Consider the following 17,565-nt stretch of genomic DNA (forward strand, 5'->3'; position numbering starts at 1 on the left):
GCGGACGTTTATGGAAATCTTACTTGGCGTAGGCATGTTTACCGCGATTGTACTGGCGCTGTCGGTACTGATCCTGTTTGCCAAATCGAAGCTGGTGAATTCCGGCGATGTGCTTATTGAAATCAACAACGACGCGGATAAGCAGATCCGCACCGCGGCAGGCGACAAGCTGCTGAATACCCTGTCAGGCAATGGCATTTTCGTCTCCTCAGCCTGTGGTGGTGGTGGCTCCTGCGGCCAGTGCCGGGTGACGGTAAAGGCGGGCGGCGGCGACATTCTGCCGACGGAACTGTCACACATCACCAAACGTGAAGCCAAAGCGGGCTGCCGTCTGGCGTGTCAGGTGGCGGTGAAACAGGACATGAAAATCGAACTGCCGGAAGAGGTTTTCGGCGTTAAAAAATGGGAATGTGAAGTTATCTCCAACGATAACAAAGCCACGTTTATCAAAGAGCTGAAGCTGGCGATCCCGCAGGGTGAAAGCGTGCCGTTCCGCGCTGGCGGCTATATTCAGATTGAATGCCCGGCGCATACCGTCGCGTATGCCGATTTCGACGTTCCGACGGAATACCGCAGCGACTGGGATAAATTCAATCTGTTCCGCTACGTTTCTGAGGTCAAAGAGCCGACGCTGCGTGCCTACTCAATGGCGAACTACCCGGACGAGAAGGGCATTATCATGCTCAACGTACGTATCGCCACGCCGCCACCGTCAGCGCCGGATGTACCGCCGGGGATTATGTCCTCGTATATCTGGTCGCTGAAAGCGGGCGATAAAGTGACGATCTCCGGTCCGTTCGGCGAGTTCTTTGCCAAAGAGACCGACGCGGAAATGGTCTTCATCGGCGGCGGTGCGGGAATGGCGCCGATGCGTTCACACATTTTCGATCAGCTTAAGCGCCTGAACAGCAAGCGTAAAATTAGCTTCTGGTACGGCGCGCGTTCGCTGCGTGAAATGTTCTATGACGACGAGTTTGAACAACTGGCGCGTGAAAAACCGAACTTTACCTTTCATGTCGCGCTTTCAGATGCGCAGCCGGAAGATAACTGGACGGGCTACACCGGCTTCATTCATAACGTGCTCTATGAAAACTATTTGCGCGATCACCCGGCGCCAGAGGATTGTGAATTCTACATGTGCGGGCCGCCGGTGATGAACGCCGCGGTCATTAAGATGCTGAAAGATCTTGGCGTTGAAGATGACAACATCCTGCTGGATGATTTCGGAGGCTGATGATGATTGTCGTTTTTCTGGCTACGTTCGTCATCTTTGCCCTGGTGATCCTGGCGTTGTCACTTGGCTATCTGATCAAACGGAAAAGCATTCAGGGCAGTTGCGGCGGTATTTCGTCGCTCGGGCTTGAAAAGGTCTGTGACTGCCCGGAGCCGTGCGACGCCCGCAAAAAACGCATGGCGCGGGAAGCGCAACGTCAGAATAACCGCATCCTCTGATTTTTCCCTCTCCCGGCGGGAGAGGGTTATCCGCGCTTTTTATTCTCTGTTATTTTGCTGTATACTTATCCAGTGGTGAGTGAGGGCTAACTATGCGCAAAATAATCCATGTCGATATGGACTGCTTTTTCGCAGCGGTAGAGATGCGGGATAATCCGTCTCTGCGTGACATCCCGATTGCCATTGGCGGCAGCCGGGAACGCAGAGGCGTTATCAGTACCGCCAACTATCCGGCGCGGAAATATGGTGTGCGCAGCGCTATGTCAACGGCGATGGCGTTCAAGCTCTGCCCGCACCTCACCCTGTTGCCTGGTCGCGGCGAGGCATATAAAGAGGCCTCGCTCCACATTCGTGAAATCTTCTCCCGTTATACCTCGCTGATTGAACCGTTATCCCTCGATGAGGCTTATCTGGATGTCACTGACAGCATCCATTGTCACGGCTCGGCGACGCTGATTGCGCAGGAGATCCGCCAGACGATTTTTAAAGAGTTGCAGTTAACGGCGTCGGCAGGAGTGGCGCCGGTAAAGTTTCTTGCCAAGATCGCCTCCGATCTCAACAAACCTGACGGTCAGTATGTGATTACTCCGGCTGACGTCCCTGAGTTTCTGCGCACGCTACCGCTCGGGAAAATCCCCGGTGTGGGTAAAGTCTCCGCTGCAAAGCTGGAAAGCATGGGACTGCGCACCTGTGAAGATGTGCAGAAAAGCGATCTCGCCGGGCTGCTTAAACGGTTTGGTAAATTTGGCCGGGTGCTGTGGGAACGCAGCCAGGGTATCGACGAACGCAGTGTGAATAATGAACGTCTGCGCAAATCGGTCGGTGTTGAGCGAACGCTGGCGGAAGATATTCACGACTGGTCAGACTGCGAAGCCATCATTGAACAGCTCTATCCCGAACTGGAACGCCGTCTGGCGAAGGTCAAACCGGATCTGCTGATTGCCCGTCAGGGCGTCAAACTCAAGTTCAATGATTTCCAGCTCACCACCCAGGAACATGTCTGGCCGCAACTGAATAAAGACGATCTCATCGCCACGGCGTATAAAACCTGGCATGAACGGCGGGGAGGGCGCGGTGTAAGGCTGGTGGGGTTACACGTGACGTTGCTGGATCCGCAAATCGAGCGGCAACTGGTGCTGGGATTGTAAAAACGCCCGGCACGTTGACGTTGCCGGGCATTATGCACGATGTTACTTCGCCGGAATCGCTTTCAGCAGTTCCGTCAGCAGTGTCCAGTACTGACCCACGCTTTCGATATGTACCTGCTCATCCGGAGAGTGCGGACCGGTGATGGTTGGCCCGATGGATACCATGTCCATTTCCGGATACGGTTTTTTGAACAGACCGCATTCCAGACCGGCGTGAATGATCTGAATGTTCGGCGTCTTGTTGAACAGACGCTGATAGGTTTCACGCACCAGATGCATCACCGGCGAGTTGGCATCCGGCTGCCAGCCAGGATATGCGCCTCTGGCGTCGGTTTTCGCGCCCGCCAGTTTACCCAGCGAATCCAGCATGCTGACCACATAGTCTTTACCGCTGTCGATCAGGGAACGCACCAGGCAATGGATTTGCACGTTGTCGTCGGTCATGGTGACAACGCCCACGTTCAGGGAGGTTTCCACCACGCCTTTCGCCACGTCAGAGTTACGGATCACACCGTTCGGCGTCGCATTCAGCAGACGAATAAACCCGTCACGGGATGGCGCGGTCAGTGCCGCGTGGTCATCGCTGACGGCGTCCAGCAGCACAACCAGGTTCTTCTCTTTTGCTGCCAGTTCGTTTTTCAGGATCTCCTGATATTGGCTTACCAGCGCTTTCAGTGCATCGGCTTTATCCGCCGCGACTGCCACGGTGGCGAACGCTTCACGCGGGATGGCGTTGCGCAGGGTACCGCCGTTGAAATCGATCAGACGCAGATCCAGTTCCTGTGCATGACCGGCGAGGAAACGCGCCAGCAGTTTGTTGGCGTTACCCAGACCGACATGGATTTCACCGCCGGAGTGACCGCCTTTCAGCCCTTTCAGCGTCAGCTTAAAGCGCTGGAAACCCGCCGGAACCGCTTCACGGGTCAACGGCAGGTCAGAGGTGAAGTCAATCCCACCGGCGCAGCCCATGTAGATTTCACCTTCTTCTTCGGAGTCGGTGTTGATCAGGATGTCTGCCTGCAGCCAGTTGGGCTGAAGACCAAAGGCGCCATCCATTCCCGCTTCTTCGGTCATGGTCAGCAGCACTTCCAGCGGACCGTGCTGAACGGAATCATCTGCCAGCACCGCCAGTGCGGAAGCCATACCGATGCCGTTGTCGGCGCCGAGCGTCGTGCCGCGCGCTTTGACCCATTCGCCGTCGATGTACGGCTGAATCGGATCTTGGGTGAAGTCATGCACGGTGTCGTTATTTTTCTGCGGAACCATGTCGAGGTGCGCCTGCAGGACCACCGGTTTGCGGTTTTCCATACCGGCACTGGCGCCTTTGCGGATCAGAATATTGCCAACCTGATCGCGCTCAGCGTGCAGGCCTTTTTCCTTCGCCCAGCCCATGATGTGTTCAGCAAGTTTTTCTTCGTGGTAGGACGGGTGCGGAATGGAACAAATTTTGGCAAAAATATCCCAAAGCGGTTGCGGGGATAATTGAGACAATTCAGACACGGTAAGTCTCCTTACGGCTTACTGCAAAAGTCGCTTGCAGGTATAGGGTTAGCATATTGCGATACAGCGGTGAGAATACCACTTTCTTACTGTTCTGGTAGAACAAACCACGTAAAAAGGCACCTGTGTTCCGCTTAGCACTGGTTTTTAGTGCGTCAGATCTCTATAATCTCGCGCAACCTTTTCCCCCTCGAACACTTTTTAAGCCGTAAATATACAGGCTGGGACTTCTTATATCATGAGCGAAAAATACGTCGTCACCTGGGACATGTTGCAGATCCACGCCCGTAAACTGGCAGGTCGTTTGCTGCCAGCTGAGCAATGGAAAGGCATTATTGCCGTTAGCCGTGGTGGTCTGGTACCGGGTGCGCTGCTGGCGCGTGAATTGGGTATTCGCTATGTTGATACCGTTTGCATCTCCAGCTATGACCATGACAACCAGCGCGAGCTGACCGTGGTGAAACGCGCAGAAGGCGACGGCGAAGGCTTCATCGTGATCGACGATCTGGTGGATACCGGCGGTACAGCGGTGGCTATCCGCGAAATGTACCCAAAAGCACATTTCGTCACTATCTTCGCAAAACCGGCAGGCCGTCCGCTGGTCGATGATTATGTGATTGATATCCCGCAGGATACCTGGATTGAACAGCCGTGGGATATGGGCGTGGTCTTCGTTCCGCCTATCTCTGGCCGTTAATCCTGCCGCTCCAGCGCCCGGTTTGACCGGGCGTTGTTCTTTTTGGCGTCTGACGCGTTACAATAGGAACAGTATCGTTCTCACGGAGACCCGCGATGCCAGAGGCTAATCTCAGCGAAATTCTGTTTAAACCCCGATTCAAACATCCGGAAACGTCCACGCTGGTTCGACGTTTTAACCATGGCGCGCAACCTGCGGTTCAGTCTGCGCTGGACGGTAAAAACGTCCCGCACTGGTACCGGATGATGAACCGCCTGATGTGGATCTGGCGTGGTATCTCGCCGCAGGAGATCCTCGATGTGCAATCGCGCATTGTGATGAGCGATGCCGAACGTACTGACCCTGATCTTTACGACACGGTGGTGGGGTATCGCGGGGGCAACTGGATTTTCGAGTGGTCAAAACAGGCGATGCTCTGGCAGCAAAAAGCGATGCAGGAAGCGGATCCTGAGCGTTGCGGTCGTCACTGGCTGCATGCCTCCAATCTATACAGCATCGCGGCCTATCCGCATCTGAAAGGTGACGATCTGGCTGATCAGGCGCAGGCGCTCGCGAATCGTGCCTATGAAGAGGCTTCGCAGCGGCTGCCCGGTGAAATGCGCCAGCTGGAGTTTTCCATCCCCGGTGGGGCGACGGTAACCGGTTTTCTGCATATGCCGAAAGGCAAAGGACCGTTTCCGACGGTACTGATGTGCGGAGGGCTTGATTCGCTGCAAAGCGATTATTACACCCTTTTTGAAAATTATCTGGCGCCATTGGGAATCGCGATGCTGACGCTGGATATGCCGTCTATCGGATTTTCTTCCAAATGGAAACTCTCCCAGGATTCCAGCCAGCTTCACCAGCACGCGCTGAAATCGTTGCCCGATGTCCCGTGGATTGACCATACCCGTGTCGCGGCGTTTGGCTTTCGCTTTGGCGCCAACGTGGCGGTCCGGCTGGCCTACCTTGAATCACCGCGCCTGAAAGCGGTGGCCTGTCTTGGCCCGGTAGTGCACAGTTTGCTGGTGGATCCGCAGCGTCAGGGCAGCGTGCCTGAAATGTATCTCGACGTGCTGGCGTCGCGCCTGGGAATGCACGATGCCTCCGATGACGCGCTGCGCATAGAACTGAATCGCTATTCGCTAAAAACGCAGGGGCTGCTGGGCCGTCGTTGCCCGACACCGGTGCTGTCAGGTTATTGGCAAAACGATCCATTCAGCCCTGAAGAGGAATCCCGCTTAATCACCGCGTCGTCCGCGCAAGGTAAAATGCTGCATATTCCTTTCAACCCGTTGTATCGTAATTTTGACAATGGACTGAAAGAAATTGCTAAATGGATCCACAAACAATTTGGTTAATAGTTTGCTAAATTTTATCGATTTGGTAAAACAGTTGCATCACTAAAGGAGATCGCAATGACGTTACCGAGTGGACACCCGAAGAGTAAACTGATTAAGAATTTCGCTGCGCTTGGCCCTTATATTCGCGAAGAACAGTGCAAAAACAACCACTTCTTTTTCGATTGCCTTGCTGTTTGTGTAAACGTAAAACCGGCACCGGAGAAGCGGGAATTTTGGGGCTGGTGGATGATCATGGAAGCGCAGGAAAAGCGTTTCACCTACAGCTACCAGTTCGGACTTTTCGACAAAGACGGAAAATGGCAGGCCACCGATATTAAAGACAGCGAAGTGGCGGAGCGTCTGGAAAAGACGCGCAGCGATTTCCATGTCCGGGTGGCGGAACTGCTGACCAAACTGTCTTTACGTTTAGAGCCTGCGGATGACTTTAACGAGGAAGCGGTCAGACTGACGGCCTGAGAATAAAATAAGGCGCTTCAGGTGAAGCGCCTTTTTATTTTCAGGTATTAATGAATCAGAACTGGTAAACCATACCAACGGCAACAACGTCATCGGTGTTCAGACCGAGTTTGTTGTCGTCATCCAGCTGGTTAATTTTGTAATCCACGAATGCAGACATGTTTTTATTGAAGTAGTACGTTGCTGCCACGTCGACATATTTAACCAGATCGACATCGCCCACACCTTCAATATCCTTGCCTTTAGACTGGACATAACCCAGAGACGGGCGCAGACCGAAATCGAACTGATATTGCGCTACCACTTCGAAGGCCTGGTTTTTATTAGCGAAACCGCTAACAGAAGTGCTCGCGCCGCCAATCGTTGCAGTACCAGAAATCGGCGTCATGTTGCGGGTTTCAGCATAAACGGCAGCCAGGTAAATGCTGTTGGCGTCATATTTCAGACCCGTCGTCCAGGCTTCAGCATTAGAACCATGACCAAAGCTCTGGTTTTCCTGTGCCAGCGTACGGTCAGAGTTGGCATAAGCCGCACCCAGCGTCAGACCCGTATCGCCAAAGTCATAGCTCAGAGACGTACCGAAACCGTCGCCGTTAGCTTTGCTGGCGGCGCGGCTGTCGTTCTCGTTTTTGCCCTGATATTGCAGACCCAGTTTCAGACCATCAACCAGACCGAAGAAGTTGTTGTTACGGTAAGTCGCCATACCGTTACCACGACCGGTCATGAAGTTATCGGTTTTGATATAGGAGTCGTCACCGAATTCAGGGATCATATCGGTATACGCTGCGACGGTATACAGGATGCCGTAGTTACGACCGTAGTCGAATGAACCGTAATCACCGGCTTTCAGACCCGCGAACGCCAGACGGGTTTTCGTGGTGTTGGTATCGCCTTCCACTTTGTTCGCCGCGATCTGGTATTCCCACTGACCGTAACCCTGCAGCATATCGTTAATCTGGGTGGCGCCTTTAAAGCCCAGACGCGCATAAGACTGGTCACCGTCCACACCGTCGTTGTCGCTCATGTAATGCTCAGCTTTGACACGACCGTACAGATCCAGCTTGTTACCATCTTTGTTATAGACTTCTGCAGCCTGAGCTGAAAGGGAAGCCATCGCGCCTACTATCATTAATGCCAGTGTGCTTTTTTTCATTTTCAATCCCGAGTTTAAAAAACGCGCTAATAGTCGTGGGGGGAAAACAAGCCCCGTGAAAATCAGAGAGGTTTTTAACGCGCGGGAATGAAACATTTATGACAATTTAAGAATACTTTTAAATAGTTGTGTTTTCATGTTTCCGTCATAAAGTTGTCAAATGTTGCCGTTACGCTTCCTGATCCCGCGCAATAAAGTTCCACCCCTTTTGCCATGAGAGTTGGCAAGCGGCGGGAGTCCTGTTAAAACGTCTGTTCGATACGGATTTTTCATTTTTATTGAACGGCAGAGAATCATGAGTGACAGTCAGACGCTGGTGGTAAAACTGGGTACCAGTGTTTTAACGGGCGGATCGCGCCGCCTGAATCGCGCCCATATCGTCGAATTAGTGCGCCAGTGCGCGCAGTTGCATGCCGCCGGGCATCGTATTGTGATTGTCACCTCCGGGGCTATCGCTGCCGGACGTGAGCATCTGGGTTATCCTGAACTGCCCGCCACCATTGCTTCCAAACAGCTGCTTGCGGCGGTGGGGCAAAGTCGACTGATCCAACTGTGGGAACAGCTGTTTTCCATTTACGGTATTCACGTCGGTCAGATGCTGCTGACCCGCGCTGATATGGAAGACCGCGAGCGTTTCCTTAACGCCCGTGACACGCTTCGCGCGCTGCTTGATAACAACATCGTGCCGGTCATCAACGAAAACGACGCGGTCGCCACGGCGGAAATCAAAGTGGGCGATAACGACAACCTTTCCGCGCTGGCTGCCATCCTCGCCGGTGCTGACAAACTGCTGTTGCTGACCGATCAACAGGGGCTGTTTACCGCTGATCCGCGTACCAACCCGCAGGCAGAACTGATTCAGGATGTGTACGGCATTGACGACGCGCTGCGTGCGATTGCCGGTGACAGCGTCTCCGGTCTGGGCACCGGCGGTATGGGCACCAAGCTGCAGGCCGCTGACGTCGCCTGCCGTGCAGGCATCGATACCATCATTGCCGCAGGCAGCCGTCCAGGCGTGATTGGCGATGTGATGGAAGGGCTTTCCGTCGGCACCCGTTTCCATGCGCAGGCCTCGCCACTGGAAAACCGCAAACGCTGGATTTTCGGCGCACCGCCAGCCGGAGAGATCACGGTTGATGAAGGCGCAACCCGCGCAATTCTGGAAAGAGGGAGCTCATTGCTTCCGAAAGGAATTAAAAGCGTGACAGGTAACTTCTCCCGTGGTGAAGTGATTCGTATCTGTAATCTCGACGGTCGTGATATTGCCCACGGCGTCACCCGCTACAACAGTGATGCATTGCGCCGCATTGCGGGGCATCACTCCCAGCAAATCGACGCCATTCTTGGCTACGAGTACGGCCCGGTGGCTGTGCATCGCGACGATATGATCACCCGTTAAGGAGCCTCACATGCTGGAACAAATGGGTATTGCGGCCAAAGCGGCCTCTTACCAGCTGGCATTACTCTCCAGCCGCGAAAAAAATCGGGTGCTGGAAAAAATTGCTGATTATCTGGAAGCGCAGACCGAAGACATTCTGCATGCTAACGAACAGGATCTCGCCGAGGCGCGTGCGAATGGCCTGAGTGACGCGATGCTGGATCGTCTGGCGTTGAACCCCGCGCGTTTGCAGGGGATCGCGAACGACGTTCGCCAGGTCTGCCAGCTTGCCGATCCGGTCGGGCAGGTGATTGACGGCGGACTGCTGGACAGCGGCCTGCGCATTGAACGCCGCCGGGTTCCGCTCGGGGTGATTGGTGTGATTTACGAAGCGCGCCCGAACGTGACGGTAGATGTCGCCTCGCTGTGCCTGAAAACCGGTAACGCGGCGATTTTGCGCGGCGGCAAAGAGACCTGGCGCACCAATGCTGCGACGGTGAAAGTTATCCAGCAGGCGCTGGAAGAGTGCGGATTACCTGCGGGTGCGGTTCAGGCCATTGAAAGCCCGGATCGTGCGCTGGTGAGCGAAATGCTGCGCCTGGATAAATATATCGACATGATCATTCCCCGCGGTGGCGCCGGTTTGCACAAGCTATGCCGTGAACAATCAACGATCCCGGTCATTACCGGCGGTATCGGTGTTTGTCATATTTTCGTTGATGAGAGTGCGGAAATTGAACCTGCGCTGAAGATTATCGTCAACGCGAAAACCCAGCGTCCGAGCACCTGTAACACCGTTGAGACGCTGCTGGTGCACCAGAAGATTGCCGGTGCGTTTCTGCCTGCGCTGAGCCAGCAGATGGCGAAAAGTGGTGTCACACTGCATGCCGCCGACAACGCCATGGCGCAGTTGCAAGCCGGGCCAGCGAAGGTGGTGGCGGTAGAACCCGCGCAGTATGACGATGAATATTTGTCGCTGGATCTGAATGTTAAAGTCGTCAGCGACATTGATGAGGCTATCGCGCATATTCGCCAGCACGGTACACAGCATTCCGACGCCATCCTGACGCGTACGCTGCGCCATGCCGATCGTTTTATCAACGAAGTGGATTCCTCGGCGGTCTATGTGAACGCCTCCACCCGTTTCACCGACGGCGGGCAGTTTGGTCTCGGGGCAGAAGTGGCTGTCAGCACGCAAAAACTGCACGCGCGCGGTCCAATGGGACTGGAAGCGCTGACGACGTACAAGTGGATTGGTTTCGGCGACGATACGATTCGTGCTTAAATGAAACAGGGTGATGCAAAAACAGGCAGTTGGTTACCTGGGTTATTGACGCATCACCCTGTAAGATTTAACCTTCTACACCGTGATTCACGCTCGTGAACACGTCTCAGGGCCGGTATAGCTCAGTTGGTAGAGCAGCGCATTCGTAATGCGAAGGTCGTAGGTTCGACTCCTATTACCGGCACCACTTCAAACACTTCCCCATAGCAAAATTTCGCTTAAGAGGTACTATCTCCATTTCTTAAGCAAAGACAATGCGATGAAAAATATTACTCTTATTAGTGTATTCACATTACTGCTGGCGGGGTGTTTTCATGTTGGCGATCCTCGCGCGAAACATTATCGGGCTTCTGTATTCACTGTCGCGAATGAGGTATGCGTCACGGTTCAACCGGAAGGCGATGAAAAGCTTATCAGCCTTATCATTGAAGAAGTGGGTAATTCCAAAAATAAACTAGAAAGATTTTATTATGATGACGCTATTACGGTGTCGTCGGATAAATGTGTTCCAAATTTTGGGTATCGCTATGAAGCGGGGAAAGCCTATAACTATTCCCTTATTCTTGAATCATCCGCTAAGAAAAAGAAAGGCGTTGTTCCTGCAAGCCGGATATACGGTGTCGACTTTACGTTGCGGGAAAACAGCGGGAAGCTTGAGGCCAGTACGCTGTACTGATTTGGATTGATCTCCCCCCGAAATCAACTCAACGCTCCTGTTCCGCGGTTTCGGGGTCCACGCTTGACATAAGTATGAGTCGAATAAATCTGATGGCTGGTGCGTTTACTCGTTACCAACTGAAGGAATACCAGTATGACTCGTGTCGCGCTCATCATCGCTCCAGGATTATTAATGATTCCCTTATCGCTGCATGCAAACCCTGTCAGTTATCGTATCGATACCCAGAAAACGAGTATTGCGCTGTTGTGGCATGCCTTTGGTGGCGTCTCTCAGGCCCGCCTTGAAAAGGTGACAGGGGACATTACCCTGGATGATGGAAATGAACGGGATGACCATATCAATGTGACTATCCCGGTTTCTACGCTCAAAGCCTCTAATGGATTGCTCACTTACCAGATGAAAAGTCGATTTTTTTTCGATGCCGATCGCTATCCGAATATCGCTTTTACCAGTAGCCGCGTTGTAGCGATGGGAAAGGGACGTTTTCGGGTGTTTGGTACCTTAGCCGTTAAGGATGTCACCCGTGAGGTTATCCTGAATGCTTCACTGGAAGAAACACAGGGCGAAGTATGGGGTCGTCAGCAAATTTCGCTGAATGCTTCAACGACGATTTCGCGCTCTGCCTTCAACATGGAAAGCTTTGCTGCACTGGTTGATGATGCTGTTTTAATTAATATTGAAATTCAGGCTCAGCCGCGTCTGCCTGTATAAAACCCACCGCTACCCGGTGGATTTATTGGGTTATGCCAGTGCAGTTTGCAGCGTCTGCGCGTTCTGTTTCAGTTGCGAAACCGGGTTCCGTCCAATTAACACAAACTGATAGCCCCGATGGTGCCACCAGACAAGGTGCATGTCATGGCGCTGTTCGAGGTTCAACAGGGTGCTGTCCGGATGTTTTTCAGGGGAAATACACAGCGCCATAGGGCCGTAATCGGCATGCATCCAGGCGATTTGCGCAATTGAGGTGCTGTCGTAACGCAGTATGCGGACCATTTTCAGTTCAGCACCCTGTAAGGCTAATTGCTGTTCATTCGTCCTTAAACCGATATCCTGTGCCACGCGTGCCAGTCCCTGCTGTAAAACGGGCAGGGAGCTGTCGACATCGAGCAGTGTTTCCGCGCTATACAGCGACATGTACTGCGCCTCAAGCTCACGAATTTTTTCGCTCTCACTTCGAGGTTTTGTGACGGAGCGACCGAAGTAACCTAACCCGGAGCCGATAACCAGGAAGCTGAGCGAGGCGGCGATCAGTGAACGGCGGCTGACGCCCGTCTGCCGATGCGTCACCCCTGGCTGACGTGCCAGTAAACCGGCAAGATGTTGTTCCAGACGCGCTTTTGGTGCTTTCTCAAGTAACGGAGCAAAGGCCTCTTCAAAATCAGCCTGATGGTGTCTTAGCGCGTCAGTACGCCGCGCCAGTTGCTCGTTCTGCTCAAGTTCGGCCGCAAACCGTTGCGCCTCGTTTTCGTTCATCTCACCATCAAGCCATGCGACAATCGATTCATCGCTGTAAGGGGGGAGGAATCTTATGGAGTTCAAAATCGCTTCTCCTGCACTATGAGCGGCGAATCGACGGTCTGGGCTATTTTTGCCCGTGCGGTTGCCAGTCGGCTCATGATGGTACCAATCGGTACTGACAGGGTATCTGCCGCCTCTTTATAGGTGAAACCTTCAACGTAAACTAAAAAAACCGCATTGCGTTGTGCCTCAGGCAGGGCGCTGACATGCTGCATGATTTTTGCGTAATGCAGGCGAGCCTCGTCCTGTTCATGCGTATCAGGCGCCAGTAATTCATCGCTTTCAACGAATCCTTGCCCCAGCCGCACCCGACGTGCGCGGACATCTGAAATCCAGATTGAGTGCAGAATGGTGAATAACCAGCTATCAATGCGTGTGCCGGGGGTGAACTGCGCGCTTTTTTCAAGCGCGCGAACACAGGTAGCCTGAACCAGTTCTTCGGCAACCTCGCGGTTACGCGACAGAACCAGCCCGTAGCGCCACAGGCGGGTCAGATGTTCAGCAAGGTGCTGACGAACGTCACTGGTGGTGATTTTTCTGTCCTCGGATCAGGGTTCAGGATTCAGGATGACCATCAATGGCGGCCTGAAGATCCCGGTATTCTTCGCAGTTTTGCCCGCAGATCGTGGCAATGGCTTTTAATTGCTCATTAGCCAGGTCCGGCCGTCCCTTTATCAGCCACGCTTCGCCGAGGTACTCCCGCACTTTAGCATAGGCCGGATCGAGCGCTAATGAACGCTGGTAATAGCCAATACCTTCATCGGTACGACCCAGTTTTCGCGTGGCATACCCTCGATAATTCCAGGCTTCAGCCGTATTGCCATTTTTTAACGTGTTAAGCAGATTCAGCGCGGCCTGATACTCCCCTTTTTTGGCGAGATGATAGGCGTAATGGGTTTTATCCTCGTCACTGAGGCGAGAGCTTTTCTCTGGTACACACTGTTTTGTCGCACTGTCATAGACCTGCCCGCTCGGGCAATCCGGCGTTTTGCTGTTGGTGTTATCGTCTCCGGCGGCAAAAGCCTCAGTGGCAGAGAACAAAACCAGCACGACGGGAAAGAGAAAGCGCCGTAAAGCCGCCGAAGGTAAAAAGGATAATGTTTTCATGACGGTTCCTCAGATTAACGGAAGACACGGCCGGGCAGCATATGACGTAGTACGCTGTCCCGGAACAGGTAGTGATGGCAAAATCAGGGTGTTAATGAGGAGTAAACGCGGCAACGATGAAATCTATTCGGAAAAATATCTCAGAATTGCAACAGGCACGCTCTGCAGTCGGGCGCGCCGGACAGTGGCGTGCATGCATTTGCATGCAGCCACAACCGAACTCAATAGCGATTAAACGTTTTACTAAAGCGGGCGAGAAAATCTTTTGACACGGCACCACCGATTTCCACATCGCCGCTTTCTGGGTTCAGCGTGCTTAACTTTGGCAAATGCTCCGGTGCGTTGGCATCCGGAAGCGTTGGCCAGTAGGCACCCGCAGCCGCTACGAGCTCCTGGCCTTCTTTACTGGCCAGCAGTTCCATCAGTAGCTTACCAGCATTAGGATGCGGGGAATGAGCGAACAGCCCGACCGGTTGGGTCACCAGGATCGCACCTTCGTCCAGCACGTAAAAATCAATCGGCTGTCCTTTTTCACGCGCGGTGATCACATTCTGTGAAGATACCATTGGCGACAATATCCGCTCACCGGTGGCAATCAGGCGCGCAGAGTCGGCGTTGCCGCGGGTAAACAGAATATCCTGATGCGACAGCGCACCCAGCGTATCCCAGTTTAGTTTGCCATTGTTCAGCAGGGCCAGGAAAAACGCCTGGTTCGATGCGGCGACTTTCGGATCGCCGAGCAGCATTTTGCCTTTCCATTTTGCATCAGTAAAACCCACCAGGTTTTTCGGTAACTGTGATTTGTCCGGAAAAGCGCGGGTGTTGTACGCCGCCGTCAGAAGACTGACGTCAGTGATATACCATGCGCCATCCGGATCGCGGTACTGGGCCGGATACTGGTCATAATTGCTGACTTTATATGGCGTGAACCAGCCTTTTTTCTTCCATTCATTAGCGACGAAGACTTCGTTGATCATCACCGCATCTGCCTGCGATTTACCCGCCGCTTTTTCGGATTCCACCACCGGGATTAAATCAAGCGACTGTTTCTGGACGATTTTTAGCGTAATGTCCGGGAAGTTTTGATTCCAGTAATTGATCAGCTTGCGGTTGGTATCCTGACGGAAGGTGTTATAGAACACCACTTCTTTCTCCGGCTTCGCGGCGTCATACAACCCGGCAAAGCGCTGGTTCAGCGGCTCTGCCCAGGCGGAGGAAAAAACTAACATGCCGAGCGACAGGCTGGCGACAAATAAACGACGATTTAACATAGTGCTGTGGTTCCTCTGGTTAATTACGGCAATGTCTTGTCTTGTTGTAAGTCGCGTGGTGAATCCGCCAGCAGCGGCTGCCCCTGAAATTGTGTGCGCAGCATGACGCGCCGCTGTGTTTCATCAATCGGCGTCCGGTAATGCATGGAATAGCGATTGTCCCAGATCAGCACATCGCCCGGCGTCCAGCGGTGAGTCCACGTCAGATCCTCTTTGACAGCCGCTGTCCATAGCTGATCCAGCAGCGCCTCGCTTTGTTCAAGCGGTAGCCCGTCAATATACTGAGAGGGAAAATCACGGCGGCGCCCAAGATAGAGCGAGCGACGCCCGCTCTGCGGATGACGAATAACCAGGGGATGAAACGGCCCCGGCACCTCTTCCGGCCGCGTTGGGAGGGCGATCCCCGGACGCAGCATTCCGGCGCTGTTGCGACTGGCATCGTGTTTCGCCCACAGGCCGTCGATTTCTCGCTTTACTATTTCTGGCAGGCGTTCATACGCCAGATACTGGTTAGAAAAAGAGGTATGACCGCTGTCCGACGGCGCTTCCAGCGCGTACAGCATGCTGCCAATCGGCGGTTCTTCGATATACGAGTTATCGGAGTGCCAGACGACTTCCAGACTCCCCAGTCCGTCGTTTTCGCGCGTGGGTTTACCGTCCGGTCCCAGGTTGGTGTTGAGCATGATTTCCGGAAATTCATCGTCCTGCCTGATACCTGCGGCGCGAATATATTTCCGGTTTGCTCCCTCCTGAGGCTGGCCAAAGATGCTGGCTGCGGAGAGAAACTCGCGCGGCTGGAGATATTGATCGGGAAACAACAGTACTAAATGATCCTGCCACGCCTGGCGTAGCGCGGAGGCCAGTTCACCATCGATTTTTTGCGCTAAATCGATACCTGTCACCACCGCGCCCAGCGCTGCGCCGGTAGGCCGGATGCTTAAGCGGGCGAGATCATTGGCCGGGGAAGTGCTATCGCGCTGCGGAAAAGAGAGCGTATCCAGTTGATGTATGCTGTACATTATGCCTCCCAGGGGGAAAGTCCGGCGGCATGGTTTCCTGCCGCCTGACCGGTAATAAAGCATTCGGCCAGATTGCCGGCGCCCAGATATAAAAAGCCCCAGATACTACCGAGCTCGCCAGCGGTATATAGCCGGGGAATGGCTTCATTAAAGGGATTAAGTACGCGCTGCTGCGCATCGTGCGCGGGGCCGCCCTGGGTGTTATTCACCAGAGGCCACAGGCGCCCGACATAAAATGGCGCGGTTTTAATCGGCAACATGCTACTGCCCGGGCGGGCAAAATCTTCATCGTGGCCGAGTTTGCATTGCTGATTCCAGCGTTCGAGGCTGGCGCGTACCGTAGTTGCATCGGCACCGATCAGTTCGGCTAATGCGTCTATCGAGTCCGCTTTTTGCAGGATGCCATTTTCGACCTCTTTCAGGTTGTCGTCGCTCCAGATGTACGGTGCGATCGCCCGATCGTTCAGCACTGCTTGTCCGAGAGGGTAACGTTTACGCCCTTCGTCATCCACGATCAGAAACGCCGGGATATTCGGGAAGTTTTGGGTCGCCGGATCGAACTGATCCAATGGACGGTGGCCGGTGTCCTGGAAGTAGGGATGGTATTCATTCATGAAGCGCTTACCGTGTTTATTCAGCATGATCCATGACATAGCGACTTCCGGGGTATTCACTTCCGGTGTCCAGTCGGGCAGGCGTTTTACCCGCAGAGCGAAGGGGTAGTTTTCGTCTACATGACGGAAACCATACGAACCGTGGAAATGCCACATATGCCAGAGATCAGCGCCCGCGGCCTGGGCCATGCGAATGCCGTCGCCGGTGTTGGCGCGGGTCGCGGAGGCCATCACCGGGCGGATCTGCCAGTATTTACGTTGCATAACGGGATCGGCTTCAAAGCCGCCAGTAGCCAGAATGACCCCCTTGCGGGCGCCAATATGACGTACCTGACCATGCTGGTTTACGGTCAGGCCGAGCACACTGCCGTCGCTGCCGGTAATCAGGCGCTGCGCGGCCGTTTCCAGCCGCACTTCAATGTCGCGCGCCCGAATATTATCGTGCAGCAGCTTAAAAACATTCGGACCGAGTAAGCGACCACGGGCATGGGGATATTCACGGCGGGCGTCAAAACCAGGGATTTCCGCCACTTCGACAATCCCCAGAGCATCGTGTCCGGGGAAGGGATAATTACCGCCACGATTGCGCACCCGGATCGTGGCATTGTTGATCTGTGCCAGCTTGCGGAAATAGCTTTCCAGACCGAGCATGCCTTCGGTCATCATATCCAGCACAGAATCCGGGACATCCGGGCCAACCGTCTGACGCAGATAGTCACGTCCGCGATGGCGGTCGGTGATGGTGCGCACGCCGCCCCCGGCGCATATCGAAATCCCACCAGGGTCCGGCATTTTTTCAATAAGCAGGACGTGTGCGCCGCTGTCATGAGCCGCCAGCGCCGCTGCGCCACCGGCAAAACCGAATCCCACGACGACGACGTCATACCACTCGTCGAATTCAGGCTGGTTGGGGTTTTTTTGTTGTGTGTTGTTATCATTCATTGG

General features: G+C 54.0%; 18 protein-coding genes and 1 tRNA gene. 11 read left to right on the forward strand and 8 right to left on the reverse strand.

The window, feature by feature from the left end:
* Positions 1–10 precede the first annotated feature (10 nt).
* The 3 genes from nqrF (at position 11) to dinB (ending at position 2,600) form a co-directional block, all read left to right on the forward strand.
* On the forward strand, positions 11–1,234 hold the full coding sequence (nqrF, locus tag AOY23_RS16235; protein WP_054180545.1) for an NADH:ubiquinone reductase (Na(+)-transporting) subunit F: 1,224 nt from the start codon (positions 11–13) through the stop codon (positions 1,232–1,234).
* Between the two features lie 2 nt (positions 1,235–1,236).
* On the forward strand, positions 1,237–1,452 hold the full coding sequence (gene nqrM / locus AOY23_RS16240) for a (Na+)-NQR maturation NqrM (RefSeq protein ID WP_054180574.1): 216 nt from the start codon (positions 1,237–1,239) through the stop codon (positions 1,450–1,452).
* 92 nt (positions 1,453–1,544) lie between these two features.
* Entirely contained in the window at positions 1,545–2,600 is a 1,056-nt protein-coding gene (gene dinB / locus AOY23_RS16245) for a DNA polymerase IV (RefSeq protein WP_054180544.1), read from the forward strand.
* Between the two features lie 42 nt (positions 2,601–2,642).
* Here the strand turns inward: dinB and pepD are convergent, their stop codons facing one another.
* Positions 2,643–4,100 carry a cytosol nonspecific dipeptidase gene (pepD, locus tag AOY23_RS16250; protein WP_054180543.1) on the reverse strand — a complete coding sequence of 486 codons (1,458 nt, stop codon included), beginning with the start codon at positions 4,098–4,100 and terminating at the stop codon, positions 2,643–2,645.
* A gap of 238 nt (positions 4,101–4,338) precedes the next feature.
* Here pepD and gpt point away from each other — a divergent pair, with 238 nt between their 5' ends.
* The 3 genes from gpt (at position 4,339) to crl (ending at position 6,596) form a co-directional block, all read left to right on the forward strand.
* A complete protein-coding gene (gene gpt / locus AOY23_RS16255) occupies positions 4,339–4,797 on the forward strand; it encodes a xanthine phosphoribosyltransferase (protein ID WP_054180542.1) in 459 nt (152 codons plus the stop codon).
* Positions 4,798–4,892: 95 nt separating this feature from the next.
* Positions 4,893–6,137, forward strand: coding sequence for an esterase FrsA (frsA, locus tag AOY23_RS16260; protein ID WP_054180541.1), 1,245 nt, complete (start codon positions 4,893–4,895; stop codon positions 6,135–6,137).
* A 57-nt stretch (positions 6,138–6,194) separates the two neighbouring features.
* A complete protein-coding gene (crl, locus tag AOY23_RS16265) occupies positions 6,195–6,596 on the forward strand; it encodes a sigma factor-binding protein Crl (protein WP_054180540.1) in 402 nt (133 codons plus the stop codon).
* Between the two features lie 55 nt (positions 6,597–6,651).
* Here the strand turns inward: crl and AOY23_RS16270 are convergent, their stop codons facing one another.
* The gene (locus AOY23_RS16270) at positions 6,652–7,749 is read right to left on the reverse strand and encodes a porin (protein WP_054180539.1); all 1,098 of its coding nucleotides are present in this window, start codon (positions 7,747–7,749) and stop codon (positions 6,652–6,654) included.
* Positions 7,750–8,044: 295 nt separating this feature from the next.
* Here AOY23_RS16270 and proB point away from each other — a divergent pair, with 295 nt between their 5' ends.
* From proB to AOY23_RS16295, 5 genes are all read left to right on the forward strand, one after another.
* Positions 8,045–9,148, forward strand: coding sequence for a glutamate 5-kinase (gene proB / locus AOY23_RS16275; protein ID WP_038155441.1), 1,104 nt, complete (start codon positions 8,045–8,047; stop codon positions 9,146–9,148).
* Positions 9,149–9,158: 10 nt separating this feature from the next.
* Positions 9,159–10,412: a glutamate-5-semialdehyde dehydrogenase gene (gene proA, locus AOY23_RS16280; protein WP_054180538.1), complete on the forward strand. Its 1,254-nt coding sequence runs from the start codon at positions 9,159–9,161 to the stop codon at positions 10,410–10,412.
* Positions 10,413–10,523: 111 nt separating this feature from the next.
* Positions 10,524–10,599, forward strand: a tRNA-Thr gene (locus AOY23_RS16285).
* Positions 10,600–10,671: 72 nt separating this feature from the next.
* Positions 10,672–11,088 (forward strand): putative T6SS immunity periplasmic lipoprotein, encoded by a 417-nt coding sequence (locus AOY23_RS16290; protein ID WP_054181320.1) that lies wholly within the window; start codon positions 10,672–10,674, stop codon positions 11,086–11,088.
* Positions 11,089–11,223: 135 nt separating this feature from the next.
* Positions 11,224–11,802, forward strand: coding sequence for a YceI family protein (locus AOY23_RS16295; RefSeq protein WP_054180537.1), 579 nt, complete (start codon positions 11,224–11,226; stop codon positions 11,800–11,802).
* A 30-nt stretch (positions 11,803–11,832) separates the two neighbouring features.
* Here AOY23_RS16295 and AOY23_RS16300 read toward each other — a convergent pair whose 3' ends face one another.
* The 6 genes from AOY23_RS16300 to AOY23_RS16325 all read right to left on the reverse strand — a co-directional run bounded on the left by AOY23_RS16300 (position 11,833) and on the right by AOY23_RS16325 (position 17,562).
* Complete coding sequence (locus tag AOY23_RS16300; protein WP_054180536.1) at positions 11,833–12,630, reverse strand: anti-sigma factor family protein; 798 nt, start codon at positions 12,628–12,630, stop codon at positions 11,833–11,835.
* Entirely contained in the window at positions 12,627–13,142 is a 516-nt protein-coding gene (locus tag AOY23_RS16305) for a sigma-70 family RNA polymerase sigma factor (RefSeq protein WP_072171035.1), read from the reverse strand. Before AOY23_RS16305 ends, AOY23_RS16300 begins: the two co-directional genes overlap by 4 nt.
* A 22-nt stretch (positions 13,143–13,164) precedes the next feature.
* Positions 13,165–13,716, reverse strand: coding sequence for a tetratricopeptide repeat protein (locus tag AOY23_RS16310; RefSeq protein WP_054180534.1), 552 nt, complete (start codon positions 13,714–13,716; stop codon positions 13,165–13,167).
* A gap of 221 nt (positions 13,717–13,937) precedes the next feature.
* The gene (locus tag AOY23_RS16315) at positions 13,938–14,987 is read right to left on the reverse strand and encodes an ABC transporter substrate-binding protein (protein WP_054180533.1); all 1,050 of its coding nucleotides are present in this window, start codon (positions 14,985–14,987) and stop codon (positions 13,938–13,940) included.
* Between the two features lie 23 nt (positions 14,988–15,010).
* Complete coding sequence (locus AOY23_RS16320) at positions 15,011–16,006, reverse strand: TauD/TfdA dioxygenase family protein (RefSeq protein WP_054180532.1); 996 nt, start codon at positions 16,004–16,006, stop codon at positions 15,011–15,013.
* Positions 16,006–17,562, reverse strand: coding sequence for an FAD-dependent oxidoreductase (locus AOY23_RS16325; protein ID WP_054180531.1), 1,557 nt, complete (start codon positions 17,560–17,562; stop codon positions 16,006–16,008). Before AOY23_RS16325 ends, AOY23_RS16320 begins: the two co-directional genes overlap by 1 nt.
* Positions 17,563–17,565: the final 3 nt, after the last annotated feature.

The sequence above is a fragment of the Trabulsiella odontotermitis genome (genome assembly GCF_001297775.1).
GTDB lineage: Bacteria > Pseudomonadota > Gammaproteobacteria > Enterobacterales > Enterobacteriaceae > Trabulsiella > Trabulsiella odontotermitis.